The 15,922-nt window shown below is 56.2% G+C and carries 16 protein-coding genes; 10 read left to right on the top strand and 6 right to left on the bottom strand.

Features of this window, described 5'->3' with window-relative positions; all coding sequences use genetic code 11:
- Positions 1-65 precede the first annotated feature (65 nt).
- The 4 genes from ACIRQ6_RS03210 to ACIRQ6_RS03195 are packed head-to-tail and all read right to left on the bottom strand — an operon-like array spanning position 66 to position 2,711.
- Complete coding sequence (locus ACIRQ6_RS03210; protein ID WP_420862697.1) at positions 66-1,094, bottom strand: MaoC family dehydratase; 1,029 nt, start codon at positions 1,092-1,094, stop codon at positions 66-68.
- On the bottom strand, positions 1,094-1,300 hold the full coding sequence (locus tag ACIRQ6_RS03205) for a DUF1737 domain-containing protein (RefSeq protein WP_420862696.1): 207 nt from the start codon (positions 1,298-1,300) through the stop codon (positions 1,094-1,096). Before ACIRQ6_RS03205 ends, ACIRQ6_RS03210 begins: the two co-directional genes overlap by 1 nt.
- A 1-nt stretch (position 1,301) precedes the next feature.
- The gene (locus tag ACIRQ6_RS03200; RefSeq protein ID WP_420862695.1) at positions 1,302-1,859 is read right to left on the bottom strand and encodes an NnrU family protein; all 558 of its coding nucleotides are present in this window, start codon (positions 1,857-1,859) and stop codon (positions 1,302-1,304) included.
- Positions 1,860-1,865: 6 nt separating this feature from the next.
- The gene (locus tag ACIRQ6_RS03195) at positions 1,866-2,711 is read right to left on the bottom strand and encodes an HpcH/HpaI aldolase/citrate lyase family protein (protein WP_420862694.1); all 846 of its coding nucleotides are present in this window, start codon (positions 2,709-2,711) and stop codon (positions 1,866-1,868) included.
- A gap of 383 nt (positions 2,712-3,094) precedes the next feature.
- On the opposite strand from ACIRQ6_RS03195, the gene ACIRQ6_RS03190 reads away from it, so the two are divergent.
- Positions 3,095-3,409, top strand: a complete 315-nt coding sequence (locus ACIRQ6_RS03190; RefSeq protein ID WP_420862693.1) for a hypothetical protein — start codon at positions 3,095-3,097, stop codon at positions 3,407-3,409.
- Positions 3,410-3,424: 15 nt separating this feature from the next.
- On the opposite strand, the gene ACIRQ6_RS03185 is transcribed toward ACIRQ6_RS03190, so the two are convergent.
- On the bottom strand, positions 3,425-4,180 hold the full coding sequence (locus ACIRQ6_RS03185; protein WP_420862692.1) for a sulfite exporter TauE/SafE family protein: 756 nt from the start codon (positions 4,178-4,180) through the stop codon (positions 3,425-3,427).
- A gap of 146 nt (positions 4,181-4,326) precedes the next feature.
- Between ACIRQ6_RS03185 and mdh the strand changes: the two genes are divergently transcribed.
- The gene (gene mdh, locus ACIRQ6_RS03180; protein ID WP_420862691.1) at positions 4,327-5,289 is read left to right on the top strand and encodes a malate dehydrogenase; all 963 of its coding nucleotides are present in this window, start codon (positions 4,327-4,329) and stop codon (positions 5,287-5,289) included.
- Positions 5,290-5,329: 40 nt separating this feature from the next.
- Here mdh and ACIRQ6_RS03175 read toward each other — a convergent pair whose 3' ends face one another.
- Positions 5,330-6,361 (bottom strand): glycosyltransferase family 2 protein, encoded by a 1,032-nt coding sequence (locus ACIRQ6_RS03175; RefSeq protein WP_420862690.1) that lies wholly within the window; start codon positions 6,359-6,361, stop codon positions 5,330-5,332.
- Between the two features lie 245 nt (positions 6,362-6,606).
- On the opposite strand from ACIRQ6_RS03175, the gene sucC reads away from it, so the two are divergent.
- The 8 genes from sucC (at position 6,607) to lpdA (ending at position 15,839) form a co-directional block, all read left to right on the top strand.
- Complete coding sequence (gene sucC / locus ACIRQ6_RS03170; RefSeq protein WP_420862689.1) at positions 6,607-7,800, top strand: ADP-forming succinate--CoA ligase subunit beta; 1,194 nt, start codon at positions 6,607-6,609, stop codon at positions 7,798-7,800.
- Positions 7,801-7,805: 5 nt separating this feature from the next.
- Positions 7,806-8,687, top strand: a complete 882-nt coding sequence (gene sucD, locus ACIRQ6_RS03165) for a succinate--CoA ligase subunit alpha (protein WP_420862688.1) — start codon at positions 7,806-7,808, stop codon at positions 8,685-8,687.
- A gap of 7 nt (positions 8,688-8,694) precedes the next feature.
- On the top strand, positions 8,695-9,114 hold the full coding sequence (locus tag ACIRQ6_RS03160; protein WP_420862687.1) for a hypothetical protein: 420 nt from the start codon (positions 8,695-8,697) through the stop codon (positions 9,112-9,114).
- A complete protein-coding gene (locus ACIRQ6_RS03155; protein ID WP_420862686.1) occupies positions 9,111-12,062 on the top strand; it encodes a 2-oxoglutarate dehydrogenase E1 component in 2,952 nt (983 codons plus the stop codon). Before ACIRQ6_RS03160 ends, ACIRQ6_RS03155 begins: the two co-directional genes overlap by 4 nt.
- A 4-nt stretch (positions 12,063-12,066) precedes the next feature.
- Positions 12,067-13,551, top strand: coding sequence for a 2-oxoglutarate dehydrogenase complex dihydrolipoyllysine-residue succinyltransferase (gene odhB, locus ACIRQ6_RS03150; RefSeq protein ID WP_420862685.1), 1,485 nt, complete (start codon positions 12,067-12,069; stop codon positions 13,549-13,551).
- Positions 13,552-13,968, top strand: a complete 417-nt coding sequence (locus ACIRQ6_RS03145) for a hypothetical protein (protein WP_420862684.1) — start codon at positions 13,552-13,554, stop codon at positions 13,966-13,968. It begins immediately after the preceding gene.
- A 6-nt stretch (positions 13,969-13,974) separates the two neighbouring features.
- Positions 13,975-14,364: an MAPEG family protein gene (locus ACIRQ6_RS03140; RefSeq protein ID WP_420862683.1), complete on the top strand. Its 390-nt coding sequence runs from the start codon at positions 13,975-13,977 to the stop codon at positions 14,362-14,364.
- An 86-nt stretch (positions 14,365-14,450) separates the two neighbouring features.
- Positions 14,451-15,839, top strand: coding sequence for a dihydrolipoyl dehydrogenase (lpdA, locus tag ACIRQ6_RS03135; RefSeq protein ID WP_420862682.1), 1,389 nt, complete (start codon positions 14,451-14,453; stop codon positions 15,837-15,839).
- The last annotated feature ends 83 nt before the right edge of the window (positions 15,840-15,922 follow it).

The following is a 15,922-nucleotide window of genomic DNA, read 5'->3' as shown; positions in this document are numbered from 1 at the left end:
ACCCTCCTACGGGACGGTGGGCGGGGCGCCTCTGGCCGTATGGCCAGACAGCGTCGCACCACCGATCACTTGGGCATCAAAACCCAAATATCCAAATCCAGCAACACCCCGTCACTGTATTTCCCATCCTCACCGCGCAGCGACCCAACGTCACCTTTCACAGCCACCAATCGCAAACGCACCGCGCCCACAGACGGCACATCGGTGTCAGCCTTATCCAAAACTTCAGACCACGCCCGTACCGTATCGCCTGCAAAACAAGGGGCCACATGGGCACCCCCATTGATCGCCACAACCATCTGCGCATTGGCCAAACCGTTAAACGACAGGGTCCGCGCCATGGAAATCACATGACCGCCGTAAATCAACCGCTGCCCATCCGGACGGCTCGAAGTATCAAAATGCACTTTGCTGGTATTTTGCCACAAACGCGTGGCCATCATATGCTCGGCCTCTTCAATCGTGACACCATCCACATGATCGATCACTTCCCCAACCGCATAGTCCCCCCAACGATGCCCCTCGCCGGCCAGTTCAAAATCATAGCCCTCAAACGTCAGACCCTTGGGCACCACCAAATCCGCAGCAGAAACAACCTTGGCCAAATCAGGGATCACCGTTTCAGGGGCCGCCGCCGCTGCATCCCGTTTGCGCACCATCACCCAACGGGCATATTCAATCACCACCTCATCGCGCTGATTAAACCCGCGCGTGCGCACCCAAACCACACCGGTTTTTCCGTTGGAGTTTTCCTTGAGCCCGATCACCTCCGACACAGATCGCAAAGTGTCGCCCGCATAAACAGGCTGCAAAAACCGGCCTTCCGCATAGCCCAAATTGGCCACAGCATTCAACGACACATCCGGTACCGTCTTGCCAAACACCACATGGAACGCCGCCAAATCATCCAAAGGACTGGCAGGTAATCCACAGCTGCGCGCAAACTCATCAGAGGAATAAACCGCATGGCGCGCCGGATACAGCGCGTGATACAAAGCGCGCTCCCCTTCCCCCACAGTGCGCGGCACCGCGTGTATCAATTCCTGGCCAACCGCATAATCCTCAAAAAAGCGGCCCGCATTTGTCTTGCTCATTACTGTTGTCCTAATTTCATCCCGGCTGTGTAGTCCGCGTCCACTTCTTTGGTCACAGCCTGCCCACAACGCATTACCCCATTGGCACTGTCAAAGGCGTAAACAGGATCCCCGTGCAGCACCCAACCCTTGGCCAAAGCCTCGGATACTTTGTGACAAAAGGCCGAGGTATCATCCTCGGTCAACAACCGATACAGCGTGCTCATCTCAGCCTCCAAAGGGGTTCACACCCAACAAAATATGAACGGTTGAAACAATGATCACCAAAACCAACGTGATCCCGATCAACACATATTCCTTGCGCGCAGGGGCTTGTGGTGGGGGCGTCCATGGCCCTTCGGCCTTGTTGATCAAAATCACCGACGCCACGGCCCAAGCCAACATACCACCAAAAAGCAGGATCGACGCCACATCACCATTCACCAACAAATGTGCCACAGCCCAGATTTTCACCGCAGTCAGTTGCGGATGCCGCAGCTTGGTGCCGATCCACACTTTCGCAGGCTTGGCCGCCGACGCACCATAGACGTAAAACGCAAATACCATCAGCAGGTTGTTGATCCCTGTCAGCATCGCCGGTGGCGTCCAAACCGGCACAAACGCAGCCGCACGGTAGCCGTAGATCATCAACACCAAGGACAAGATCACGCCAACCGCGACAAGACCTTTGCCCTTGTCGCCCATGGCGGCGCGCTGCTCAGGCATCAAACGTTTGAAAAAATGGGCCGCAACCCAAACCAGTAGCCCTATAACCAGTATCAACATCTCAGATCACTCCATCCCAGCTATCGCGGCGGCTTTTGCCAGCACCGCTTTGGCTGTGACTATATGCAGGTTCTCCACGATCTTGCCATCGACAACTGCAATGCCTTGGCCATTCGCCTCGGCCTCATGGAACGCTGCAATCTGACGTTCAGCCAGCGTGATCTCTGCCTCGGACGGGGCAAACGCCTCATTGGCAATCGCGACTTGGGCGGGATGGATCAGGGTCTTGCCATCAAAACCCAAGTCACGCCCTTGTACACATTCCGCCCGCAGCCCCTCTTCATCCTTGAAGGCATTATAGACCCCGTCCAAGGCGATCACCCCGTGGGCTTTGGCCGCCAGCAGGCACAGCTGCAACGATGTCATCAACGGGCCGCGATCAGCAGTAAACCGGGTATTGAGATCCTTGGCCAAGTCATTCGTGCCCAGAACGAACCCTTCGATTTTGGGATGGGCCGCTATTTCAAGGGCATTCAACACGCCCAAAGGGGTCTCCATCATGGCCCAAACTGGCAGGTCAGGCACTAGATCCACAACCGCATCCACATCCGCGGCCGCATTGACTTTGGGCACCAAAACCGCGTCGGCCTCGCTACGGGCCAACGCTTTGGCATCGGCCAAACCCCATTGGGTATCCAACCCGTTGATCCGCACAATACGCTTGCGCGAACCATAGTCCGCCTGCGCCAACCACGGCATCAACAAATCACGCGCCGCGTCTTTTTCATCCGCAGCAACAGCATCCTCAAGGTCGAACAAAATCGCGTCCACAGCCAATGTCTTGGCCTTTTCCAAAGCGCGTTCTTTCGAGGCTGGGATATACAAAGCCGAACGATAAGGGCGGTGCGACATAACAAGTAGTTCCTTTGGTCATTTTGGTTGATGCGCAGCCTGCCAATGCCTCGCCGCAACATTGTTGCGCCCCAAGGGTCATTATTTTGCAAAAACTTCAAGACCAAATGTGCCGCAACGCAGCATTAATGCCCTAAAAAATGCAATTCCCTAAAATTTTCATCAATTCGCGCAGGCTTCGGGACGCTGCGTTAACCAGTCTTTGGTAGATCGCACGGCAGGATATCCCAAGGTCGGAAATACGGAGGATCGTTCGGCAGGGCCGCCAGCATATAAGAACGATAAGCATATCCGACACGTCATTTTGAGGCACGCGCCCCCACCGCCGCAATACCGGATTGGCCCGGTTAGGGGTCCCGCGCTTCGCGTGAAAGGACTATGTTATGAAACAACAACTGATCACCCTCTCGTTTGGTGTCGGCGCTATGATTTTGGCGGGTACCCACGCTTACGGGCAACAACGCAACTGCGCAGAACGTGACGCTGTGGTAGAACGTCTGGCATCAGGATACGGCGAAACACGCCAATCCATGGGCTTAGGGGCCAATAACGCCGTGGTCGAGGTGTTTGCCTCTGATGAAACCGGCACTTGGACGATTACCGTCACAAACCCCCAAGGTGTCACATGTCTGGTGGCTTCTGGTCAGCACTTTGAAGAGCTTGCAGAAGCACTGCCCGCCAAAGGCGACGACGCTTAACACAAGACCTCGGTTTTACGTCAGTGCATCCCAGATCAGTTTGGATCCGGTCAGGGTAAGCATCGTATAGGTCAATGCAAAAAACAGGCGCTCCGGCACGATCCGGTGGGCCCACACACCGATCCACGCTCCGATCAAGGCAAAGGGGGCAAGGTACAGATCCGCCAACAGGGTCTCATAGGTGAAAATCCCCAAAAACGCATAGGGCACAGATTTCAGCAGGTTAATCACCCAAAAAGTGATGACGCTGGTGGCTTGATAGGTGGTTTTATCAAGACCCTTGGCCAACAGATATACCGCAACTGGCGGTCCGCCTGCATGGCTGACAAAACTGGTAAACCCCGCGACAGACCCGGTGAAATATCCCGCCCCCGGGCCGAATGCCTTTTTGGGGTTCGGGATCAAGCCGCGCCCTTTGGCCACTTGGTAGATCACGAAAGCCAAAGACACGACACCAATAAGCAACCGCAAAACATCGTCGTTGGCGGCGCGGTATAACATCACACCAACCAAAACACCCGGCACCGCCCCCAGCGACAAACGCCATGCGTCTGCCTTGCTCCATTTCATCCAATAAGGCCGTAACGCCGCCACATCCACCAGCATCAACAGGGGCAACATAATCCCCAACGCCTGAGCCGGCTCTAAAAACAATGCCAGAATCGAAGCGCTCGCAAAGGCCGCCCCAGACCCAAAACCTGCCTTTGAAACACCTGCGAAAATCACTGCCGGAATCGTCCAAGCAAAAAACAAAAGGTCAAATTCCATCAAATATCCTTGGTTTTGCAGGGCTTTAGCGTAGGCGTGCCCAAGTTTTGCGCACGATGGCATAGTTTTCTGCGTTGCGGCAACCTTGCACGAGGCCACGCAACCGTCTAGGCAACGCCGCAACATACATCCAAACAAGGAACTTTGTTATGGCACGACCCAAAATAGCTCTGATCGGCGCAGGCCAAATCGGTGGGACACTGGCACATTTGGCCGCTCTGAAAGAGTTGGGCGACGTCGTTTTGTTCGATATCGCAGATGGCACACCACAGGGCAAAGCCCTCGACATCGCCGAGGCAGGCCCCTCCGAAGGCTTTGACGCCACTATGAAGGGCACCACCGATTACGCCGACATCGCCGGTGCTGACGTGTGCATCGTAACCGCTGGCGTGCCACGCAAACCGGGGATGAGCCGTGATGACCTGCTGGGCATCAACCTCAAAGTGATGAAATCCGTCGGCGAAGGCATCCGCGACAACGCGCCAGATGCCTTTGTGATCTGCATCACCAACCCGCTGGATGCCATGGTTTGGGCCTTGCGCGAATTTTCCGGTCTGCCTCACGCCAAAGTCTGTGGCATGGCAGGCGTTTTGGACAGTGCGCGCTACCGCCACTTCCTGTCGGTTGAATTCGGCGTATCCATGAAAGACGTCACTGCCTTCGTTCTGGGCGGTCACGGCGACACTATGGTGCCACTGCCCCGCTACTCCACTGTTGGCGGCATTCCTTTGCCAGATCTGGTGGATATGGGCTGGTCCACACAGGAAAAAATGGACGAAATCATTCAACGCACCCGTGATGGCGGCGCTGAAATTGTTGGCCTTTTGGGCAACGGTTCTGCCTTTTATGCTCCTGCGACGTCCGCGATTGAAATGGCCGAAAGCTATCTCAAGGACCAAAAGCGCGTGTTGCCGTGTGCAGCTTACGTTGACGGCGCTTATGGCCTCGACGGCTTCTATGTGGGCGTGCCCACTGTGATCGGCGCGGATGGTATCGAAAAAGTAGTCAACATCAAGCTCAACAAAGACGAGCAAGCCATGTTCGACAAATCTGTCGACGCGGTCAAAGGCTTGGTTGCTGCGTGCAAAGGCATCGACGACAGCTTGGCATAAGTCACTGGTTTTAAAAATTAAATCGGGGCGTTTTGTGCAATCACAGCGCCCCTTTTTTAAACCCGTATTGCGCCAGCATATCACCCTTGGTTGCCCACAACCACGCATCCAATCGCGCAGGGCTGATGTCAACTTTCAACTGCGGACACACCCTGTCCAAGGCGCCCTGAACATCCAATTCGAGATCATAAAGCGCATCAATCTGGCGCAATGCGGTGGCGCGGTCAGCCTCGATCACACATAATCTGCGGTAAAACGCCATGGCCTCTGCCCCCGTGGGTGCATGGGCCGCCAGCCAATCGATTTGCGCCTGACGGTGCCCCGAGGATTTCAACGGTTTGTCAGATCCCGCGTTGCGGATCATCCGCCGCACCCGCTTGAACGTCCACGCCAGCGGTGTGATGTCCTCAAAATGCAGCAAAGTCACCGCGCGTGCCACGCGTTTGGGCGGTGTCGGACGCGGACGCGGGCCCTTTGTTAGACGTGGCCTATGGATGCTCAGCCGCATTTTGGCCCCTACTGGGGCCGCTGATTTTCCAACGGAATGCCCGCTAAACCCTTCGTGATAGAACTGCGCCTCAGCCCCCAAAAGCTGGCTTTCCTGCGCATCCAATTTGCGCAAAAAAGGTCCTTCAAACAGGTGTTCCGGTTCGGGATTTGCGGCCAGGCGCACCCGTTCAACGTTGAAGACGCGTAAATAATGCCCTTTCGGCACCCGTGCCATTTCATCTAACCAATCGCCCATTGGATACAGGTATTCGTCCGCATCAATGTGAAACAGCCAATCTGCCGTGCTTTGGGCAAAAGCCAGGTTTGCGTTGGTCGATTGGCGATGAGTGTGCTGATAGGGCCGCTGCGCTTTGCCCGCACGCACCCAATGATCCCCATCACAGGCCACCACATAACACCGATCCATCTGCGCCAACACTGCGGCCACAGGATCATCGGAGCGGTCGAGGAAAATGAACACCTCATGGGCCCCCAAATCCAAATGATATGCGACAAAAGCCACCGTCAGCTCGGGTGCCTCATCGACTGTCGCAACCACAGACCATTTTGGTGCACTACTCATATAACTGCTCATTTTCCCTTAATTTTAGTCAGTATAGGAATTTCTGGTGCCACACCCCAGCATAATCTCGGGCCCGACTCACATCCGTTTTGCTTCACATTTATTAAATTCCATTAATTTGTGATCACACGTTGAAAAAGTGTGATCACAAAAGTGCAAAAACGCAGCATTCTGCCCGAAAATCCTTTTATTCGCGGCCAAATGGGTGCTTTAAAAACCTAACGTCGCCAAAAAGGACCTCTCAAATGAACATCCACGAATACCAAGCCAAAGCACTGCTGCGCAGCTACGGCGCGCCAGTTTCAGACGGTCGTGCCGTTTTGAAAGCCGAAGACGCCAAAGCAGCGGCAGGTGAAATGGACGGACCTTTGTGGGTCGTCAAGGCGCAGATCCACGCAGGTGGACGCGGCAAGGGCAGCTTCAAAGAAGCAGACGCAGGCGACAAAGGCGGTGTGCGCCTGACCAAATCCGTGGCCGAGGCCGCAGAGGAAGCCAAGAAAATGCTGGGCCGCACTTTGGTCACGCACCAGACAGGCCCCGCGGGCAAGCAGGTCAATCGCATCTACATCGAAGACGGCTCGGGCATCGAAACAGAGCTGTATTTGGCCCTATTGGTCGATCGCCAGACCAGCCGCGTGTCTTTTGTCTGCTCAACCGAGGGCGGGATGGACATCGAAGAAGTGGCCGCTGAAACCCCCGAAAAGATCCTGTCGTTCAGCGTCGATCCAGCCTCGGGCTACCAAGCCTTCCACGGCCGCCGTATCGCGTTCTCGCTGGGCCTTGCGGGGGCACAGATCAAACAATGCGTCGCCTTGATGGGTCTGCTCTACAAAGCTTTCATGGAAAAAGACATGGAGATGCTCGAGATCAACCCCCTGATCGTCACCGACAAAGGCGACCTGAAAGTCCTCGACGCGAAAGTCAGCTTTGATGGCAACGCCATCTACCGTCACCCCGACATCGCCGAGTTGCGCGACGAGACAGAAGAAGACCCCAAAGAACTCGCCGCCTCCAAATATGATCTGAACTACATCGCTTTGGACGGCGAAATTGGCTGCATGGTCAACGGCGCGGGTCTGGCCATGGCGACCATGGACATCATCAAACTCTATGGCGCTGAACCTGCCAACTTCCTCGACGTAGGCGGCGGTGCGACGAAGGAAAAAGTCACCGAGGCGTTCAAGATCATCACCTCTGATCCCAAGGTCAAAGGCATCCTTGTGAACATCTTTGGCGGCATCATGCGCTGCGATGTCATCGCCGAGGGCGTTGTGGCCGCGGTAAAAGAAGTCGGCCTGCAAGTGCCACTTGTTGTCCGTTTAGAAGGCACCAAAGTCCAAGAGGGCAAAGACATCATCAACAACTCCGACGTGGACGTAATCGCCGCCGACGACCTCAAAGACGGCGCGCAGAAAATCGTCGCTGCGGTAAAAGGATAAGAACAATGGCAGTCCTCGTAAACGAAAATACTAAAGTCATCTGTCAGGGTCTCACCGGCTCGCAGGGCACATTCCACACCGAGCAAGCCATTGCCTATGGCACCAAAATGGTTGGCGGTGTCACCCCGGGCAAAGGCGGTCAAAGCCACCTCGATCTGCCCGTGTTCAACTCGGTCCATGAAGCCAAGCACGTGACAGAGGCCAACGCCTCGGTCATCTATGTGCCGCCCCCCTTTGCCGCTGACAGTATCCTTGAGGCGATTGATGCCGAAATGGAGCTGATTATCTGCATCACCGAAGGCATCCCTGTGCTCGACATGATGCGTGTGCAGCGCGCGTTGGAAGGGTCTGCCTCGCGCCTCATCGGCCCCAACTGCCCCGGTGTGATCACTCCTGATGCGTGCAAAATCGGCATCATGCCCGGGTCCATCCACAAACGCGGCAGCGTTGGTGTTGTGTCCCGCTCAGGTACTTTGACCTATGAAGCGGTTAAGCAAACCTCCGACATCGGCCTCGGCCAATCCACAGCCGTGGGCATTGGCGGCGACCCGATCAAAGGCACAGAACACATCGACGTGCTGGAAATGTTCCTTGCTGATGAGGAAACCCAATCGATCATCATGATCGGTGAAATTGGCGGTTCAGCCGAAGAAGACGCCGCACAGTTCCTCGCTGATGAAAAAAAGAAAGGCCGTTGGAAACCAACGGCCGGTTTCATCGCAGGTCGCACAGCCCCTCCCGGCCGCCGTATGGGCCATGCCGGTGCGATTGTTGCAGGCGGCAAAGGTGGCGCGGAAGACAAGATCGAAGCGATGAAATCCGCTGGTATCGTAGTTGCAGACAGCCCAGCAACTTTGGGCGAAGCTGTCCTAGAAGCGATCGGTTAATAAGCAAATGCGTCCCGACTTTTCCCAAAGGGCAGCGCACGAAACTGGGTGGGCGCAAAGCGCCCTCCCAGCAAACCAGAGGTTTGTCGCTGCCAACATGGGAGGGTCGGGCGCAGCTTTGCCTGTTGGCAAAGCTATCGTTGTCTTTTTGGCGATGTCATCCGCCGCAATGGCCGAATTTCAAAAAATCGGCCGCGATCTGATTGAGCTACCTCAATCATTAAAAATTGTATTGCACGATCTTCATGAAAGCCCAAGCGTCGTCACGTTCAAGCGCTCAAATGTTACTGACACACAATTGAGCGATTTCGCATCCGATCTTTGCAAACATGACCATGCCGAAATCAAGATGGTAAATCCCTTTTTATTCAATCGTTTGCGCGGAAGAAGTCGCGCCCACATCTCTTGTTGGAGTAGCAAAAAATGACTGATCACCTAGCCAACGATCAATTCCACGCGTCGTCTTTCATGCAAGGGCACAATGCGGAATATCTCGAACAGCTTTATGCCCGGTACGCAAATGATCCCAATGCCGTTGATCAGGCGTGGCAGGACTTCTTTTCACAGCTGGGCGACGCAGATTTGGACGTCAAAGCCGAAGCCACTGGTCCTTCTTGGGCGCGCGCCGATTGGCCACCCCAACCCAATGATGATCTGACCCAAGCCCTTGATGGCCAATGGGCCGCTGAACCCGAACAGGCAGGTAAAAAGATCAAAGCGAAGGCCGCTGAAAAAGGCATTGATGTCAGCGATGACGCGGTCAAACGCGCTGTGCTGGACAGTATCCGTGCCCTGATGATCATCCGTGCCTACCGGATCCGGGGGCATTTGGCCGCTGATCTCGACCCATTGAACCTTAAGGATCCGGTTAATCATCCAGAACTTGATCCAAAATCCTACGGTTTCACCGAGGCTGACATGGATCGCCCGATCTTTATCGACAACGTATTGGGCCTACAAATGGCCTCGATGCGGGAAATTGTGGCGATTGTAAAACGCACCTATTGCGGCACCTTTGCACTGCAATACATGCACATCTCCAACCCCGAAGAAGCCAGCTGGCTAAAGGAACGCATCGAAGGCTTTGGCAAGGAAATCGCCTTTACCCGTGAGGGCCGCAAAGCCATCCTAAACAAGCTGGTCGAGGCAGAGGGTTTCGAGAAATTTCTGCATGTCAAATACATGGGCACCAAACGTTTTGGCCTTGATGGCGGCGAAAGCCTGATCCCTGCCATGGAACAGATCATCAAGCGCGGCGGTGCACTGGGTGTGCGCGATATCATCGTCGGCATGCCCCACCGGGGCCGCCTGTCTGTGCTGGCCAACGTCATGGGCAAACCATACCGCGCGATTTTCAACGAATTCCAAGGCGGAAGTTTCAAGCCCGAGGATGTCGACGGCTCTGGCGATGTGAAATACCACCTCGGGGCGTCCAGCGACCGTGAATTTGACGGCAATTCTGTACACCTCAGCCTGACGGCCAACCCCTCCCACCTCGAGGCCGTGAACCCCGTGGTTCTGGGCAAGGCCCGCGCCAAGCAAGACCAGTTGGGCGATGAAGATCGCACACAAGTTCTGCCCATTCTTCTGCACGGCGATGCGGCCTTTGCGGGTCAGGGCGTCGTGGCCGAGGGCTTTGGCCTGTCTGGCCTTAAAGGTCACAAAACCGGCGGCACCATGCATATCGTGGTCAACAACCAGATCGGTTTCACCACCGCCCCGCACTTTAGCCGTTCCAGCCCCTACCCCACCGACATCGCTCTGATGGTCGAGGCGCCGATTTTCCACGTGAACGGTGATGATCCCGAGGCGGTCGTTCATGCCGCCCGCGTGGCCACTGAATTCCGCCAGAAATTCCACAAGGACGTGGTGCTGGACATCATCTGCTACCGTCGCTTTGGCCATAACGAGGGCGATGAACCGATGTTCACCAACCCCGTCATGTACAAGAAAATCAAAACCCAAAAGACCACGCTGTCACTCTATACCGAACGACTGGTCAAAGACGGCTTGCTGCCAGAGGGCGAGATTGAGGATCTAAAGGCAGGCTTCCAGTCTTTCCTCAACGACGAATTTGAGGCTGGCAAAAGTTTTAAACCCAACAAGGCCGATTGGCTGGACGGGAAATGGTCCCATTTGGACAAAAAGGATGAGGATTATCAGCGCGGGGCCACCGCGATCAAACCCGAGACTTTTGATCAAGTGGCCGGCGCGCTGACCCGTGTGCCTGCGGATTACCCGCTGCACAAAACCGTCGCGCGGATGCTGGATACCAAGGAAAAGGCGCTGAGCGCTGGCGAAGGCATCGACTGGGCCACGGGCGAGGCTTTGGCCTTTGGCAGTCTGATGACTGAAGGCTACCCTGTGCGTTTGTCCGGTCAGGACAGCACACGCGGAACCTTCAGCCACCGTCATTCCGGCCTCGTGAACCAAAACACCGAAGAGCGCTACTATCCGCTTAACAATATTCGCGAGGGCCAAGCCCAATATGAAGTGATCGACAGTATGCTGTCGGAATATGCGGTCTTGGGCTTTGAATATGGCTACTCGCTGGCCGAACCCAACGCGCTGGTCTTGTGGGAGGCCCAGTTCGGCGATTTTGCCAACGGCGCACAGATTATGTTCGACCAGTTCATCAGTTCCGGTGAAAGCAAATGGTTGCGCATGTCCGGTCTGACCATGCTGCTGCCTCACGGGTTCGAGGGCCAAGGCCCCGAACACTCGTCAGCGCGGCTGGAACGGTTCTTGCAAATGTGCGGCCAAGACAACTGGATCGTGGCCAACTGCACAACGCCTGCCAACTACTTTCACATCTTGCGCCGACAGTTGCACCGTTCCTTCCGCAAACCGTTGGTGATGATGACGCCCAAGTCGCTCTTGCGCAACAAAATGGCCGTCAGCCGCAAAGAAGACTTCACCACAGGCTCCAGCTTCCACCGTGTGTTGTGGGATGATGCCCAACAGGGCAATTCGGACACCAAGCTGGTCAAGGACGACAAGATCAAGCGCGTCGTCATGTGCTCGGGCAAAGTCTACTACGACCTGCTCGAAGAACGCGACGCCCGTGGCATCGACGATATCTACCTGCTGCGGTTCGAGCAGTTCTATCCCTTCCCCGCCCAATCGGCCGTGAAGGAACTGGAACGCTTTAAAAACGCCGACATGGTCTGGTGTCAGGAAGAACCCAAAAACCAAGGCGCCTGGACCTTTATCGAACCAAACTTGGAATGGGTCCTGACCCGCATCAAAGCCAAAAACGACCGACCCAAATATGTTGGTCGCGCCACATCCGCCTCGCCTGCCACAGGTCTGGCCTCTGCCCACAAAGCCCAACAAGCAGCCCTCATCAATGACGCGCTGACACTCAAAGGATAATCCCATGACCGATGTAAAAGTCCCCACCTTAGGTGAAAGCGTAACCGAGGCGACCGTGGCCACTTGGTTCAAAAAGCCCGGCGATAGCGTGGCTGTCGATGAAATGCTCTGCGAGTTGGAAACAGACAAAGTCACCGTCGAGGTCCCCAGCCCCGTGGCCGGCACATTGTCCGAGATTGTGGCGAACGAAGGCGACACCGTGGGCGTTGACGCTCTGCTCGCCCAAATCAGTGAGGGGGGTGCTGCCGCTGCCGCCCCTGCCCCTGCTGCCAAAGCCGAAAAAACCGCCCCCGCCGCGGCCAGCAGTGACGCTGTTGACGTCATGGTCCCGACCTTGGGCGAAAGCGTGACAGAGGCGACAGTCTCGACATGGTTCAAAGCCGTAGGCGACACGGTCGCGCAGGACGAAATGCTCTGCGAGTTGGAAACCGACAAAGTCAGCGTCGAAGTCCCTGCACCCGCCGCAGGTGTTCTGTCTGAAATCCTCGCCCCGGAAGGCGAAACCGTGCAAGCCGATGCCAAGTTGGCTGTGATCGGTGGGGCCACAGCCTCTGCCGCTGCACCTGCCCCAGCCGCTGCGACCCCGGCTGCATCTGGCAGCAAGGATGTGGAAAACGCGCCCTCCGCCAACAAAATCCTCGCCGAAAAAGGCATCGATCCGGCCTCGGTCACCGGCACTGGCCGCGACGGGCGCGTCATGAAAGAGGACGCGATGAAAGCAACCGCCGCCCCCGCAGCACCGGCCCCTGCCGCTGCGGCACCGCGCGCGCCAGTCTCCGCCGATGACGCCAGCCGCGAAGAGCGCGTGAAAATGACCCGCCTGCGCCAGACCATCGCGCGCCGCCTCAAAGACAGCCAAAACACCGCCGCCATGCTGACCACCTATAACGAGGTCGACATGACCGAGGTGATGGCCCTGCGCAACGAATACAAAGACCTATTTTTGAAGAAACACGGCGTGAAACTTGGCTTTATGTCCTTCTTTACCAAGGCCTGCGTGCATGCCCTGAAAGAAGTGCCCGAAGTCAACGCAGAGATCGACGGCACCGATGTGGTCTACAAAAACTTCGTCCACATGGGCATCGCCGCAGGCACGCCCACGGGCCTTGTGGTCCCTGTGATCCGTGAGGCTGACGCCATGTCCTTTGCGGATATCGAAAAGGCGATTGCCGAAAAAGGCGCCCGCGCCCGTGATGGCAAACTCAGCATGGCCGAAATGCAAGGCGGCACCTTTACGATCTCCAACGGCGGCGTCTACGGCTCGCTTATGAGTTCCCCCATCCTGAACCCGCCGCAATCGGGGATCTTGGGCATGCACAAAATTCAGGACCGCCCCATGGCGATCAATGGTGAGGTCGTGATCCGCCCGATGATGTATCTGGCGCTGAGCTACGATCACCGCATCGTCGACGGCAAAGGCGCTGTGACCTTCCTCGTGCGCGTCAAAGAAGCGCTGGAAGACCCCCGCCGCCTGTTGATGGATCTGTAAATGAGCCACAAACAGCCAACCTACGATCAGGTCACCCGTGGCTTGTGGTTGCGTTGTGTCGCTTATTCCCTTGGTGTGGTTTTAGCGCTTCTCTACGTCGTGGGCGCGCTAAACCACTCAAGTAGTATTTCTGACTATTTCATCATGTCTTATGGCGCCATGCTCGTTTTTTTGAACCTAAGAGAAGAAAAATACCAACGATTGGGTCTGAAAATATGGCGTACGCACTGGCCCCATAGCGTTTTGTTCGCAACCACGACAGCATGTCTATTCCTGCTTCCAACAAAGCAATTGGTGGTATCAGGAATTTCGTTTTTCTGGGCAATTTTTTTGTCACTTGCAGCCCTTGCCGCATACAGAAACACAAAAACCGACACGGTTCACATCCGCATGAACGCAATTCGGTATATGGATTAGCAAACTATGACCCCCGAACTCCAAATCCTCACCTACGCTGCCCTCCTACAGGTCGTGCAATTCGGTCTCTACTCCATCGCGGCCAACCTGCAAGTCGGCCCCAAGGCCGCAATGTCCCCGCGCGACAAAAAGATCGACCTGACCGGCACCGCAGGCCGCCTCCAGCGGGCCATGAACAACCATTTCGAGGGGTTGATCCTCTTCACTATCGCCACCGTAGTCGTCACCCTATCGGACCAATCCACGCCCTTCACTGCCACCTGCGCCAGCATCTATCTGGTCGCGCGGTTGCTCTATGTTCCGGCCTATGTCCAAGGCCTCGCGCCGTGGCGCAGCGTCATCTGGATGTTCGGGTTCGGGGCCACTGTCGCAATGCTGATCGCAGCACTTATTTAACCATTGTATGGCCCCCTGCCATACGCCAGCCATACACCTGCCATACGCTGTATGGCACCCCAATTTGACCGACAAGGAGGTCCAAAATGGCCCAATATGATGTGATCGTGATCGGCTCCGGCCCCGGCGGCTATGTGGCCGCCATTCGTTGTGCCCAGCTGGGTCTCAAAACCGCCTGTGTCGAGGGGCGCGAGACCCTTGGCGGCACTTGCCTGAATGTGGGCTGCATCCCGTCCAAGGCCCTGCTTCATGCAAGCCATATGTTGCACGAGGCCGAACATAATTTCGCCGCCATGGGCCTCAAGGGCAAAAGCCCCTCTGTGGATTGGAACCAGATGAAGTCCTACAAACAGGACTCCATTGACGCAAACACCAAAGGCATCGAATTTCTGTTCAAAAAGAACAAGATAGACTGGCTCAAAGGCTGGGGAAGCATCCCTGCCGCTGGTAAGGTTAAGGTCGGCGACGACGTCCACGAGGCCAAGAATATCATCGTGGCCACAGGGTCAGAGGTGTCGACATTGCCCGGTATCGAGGTGGATCAAAAAGTCGTTGTGGACAGCACTGGTGCCCTTGATCTGCCCAAAGTGCCCAAGAAAATGGTGGTGATCGGCGCCGGTGTCATCGGCTTGGAACTGGGCAGCGTCTATGCGCGCCTCGGCTCCGAAGTGCACGTCATCGAATATCTGGATGCCATCACCCCCGGCATGGACGCCGAAGTGCAGCGCACCTTCCAAAAATTGCTGACGAAACAGGGACTTAGCTTTACCATGGGGGCCGCCGTTCAAAAGGTGGAAGCCACCAAAACCAAGGCCAAAGTCACCTACAAGCTCAACAAAGACGACAGTGAAGCCACCATCGACGCCGATGTCGTTTTGGTCGCCACTGGGCGCAAACCTTTCACCGATGGCTTGGGCCTTGAAGCGCTCGGCGTCGAAATGTCCCCACGGGGACAGATCAAAACCGACGGTCACTATGCCACAAATGTCAAAGGCATCTACGCCATTGGCGACGCTATCGATGGCCCGATGCTGGCTCACAAAGCCGAGGACGAAGGCATGGCCTGCGCCGAAGGGCTCGCCGGTCAAAAGCCGCACGTGAACTACGATGTGATCCCCGGCGTGATTTACACGCACCCCGAAGTGGGCAGCGTTGGGGCCACCGAAGAGCAACTCAAAGAGTCCGGTCGCGCCTACAAAGTCGGCAAGTTCAGCTTTATGGGCAACGGTCGCGCCAAGGCTAATTTCGCCGCTGATGGCTTCGTGAAAATCCTTGCTGATAAAGACACCGACCGTATCTTGGGCGCGCACATCATCGGCCCCATGGCAGGCGATTTGCTGCACGAGGTCTGCGTCGCTATGGAATTTGGCGCTGCCGCCGAAGATCTGGCCCGCACGTGCCACGCGCATCCAACCTACTCGGAAGCAGTGCGCGAAGCGGCCCTTGCTTGCGGCGACGGCCCAATTCACAGCTAAAGCCACTGGTGCAATATCACAGGTCCCCGTGGCGCATCACGCGCCATGGGCCACCTGTTCCCGGACCTGCGGATTGCGCAACA

It is taken from the genome of Algirhabdus cladophorae, assembly GCF_044772865.1.
In the GTDB taxonomy this organism is placed as follows: domain Bacteria; phylum Pseudomonadota; class Alphaproteobacteria; order Rhodobacterales; family Rhodobacteraceae; genus Algirhabdus; species Algirhabdus cladophorae.
The sequence above is the reverse complement of the archived record's forward strand: the minus strand, read 5'-3'. Positions and strand labels throughout refer to the sequence as shown.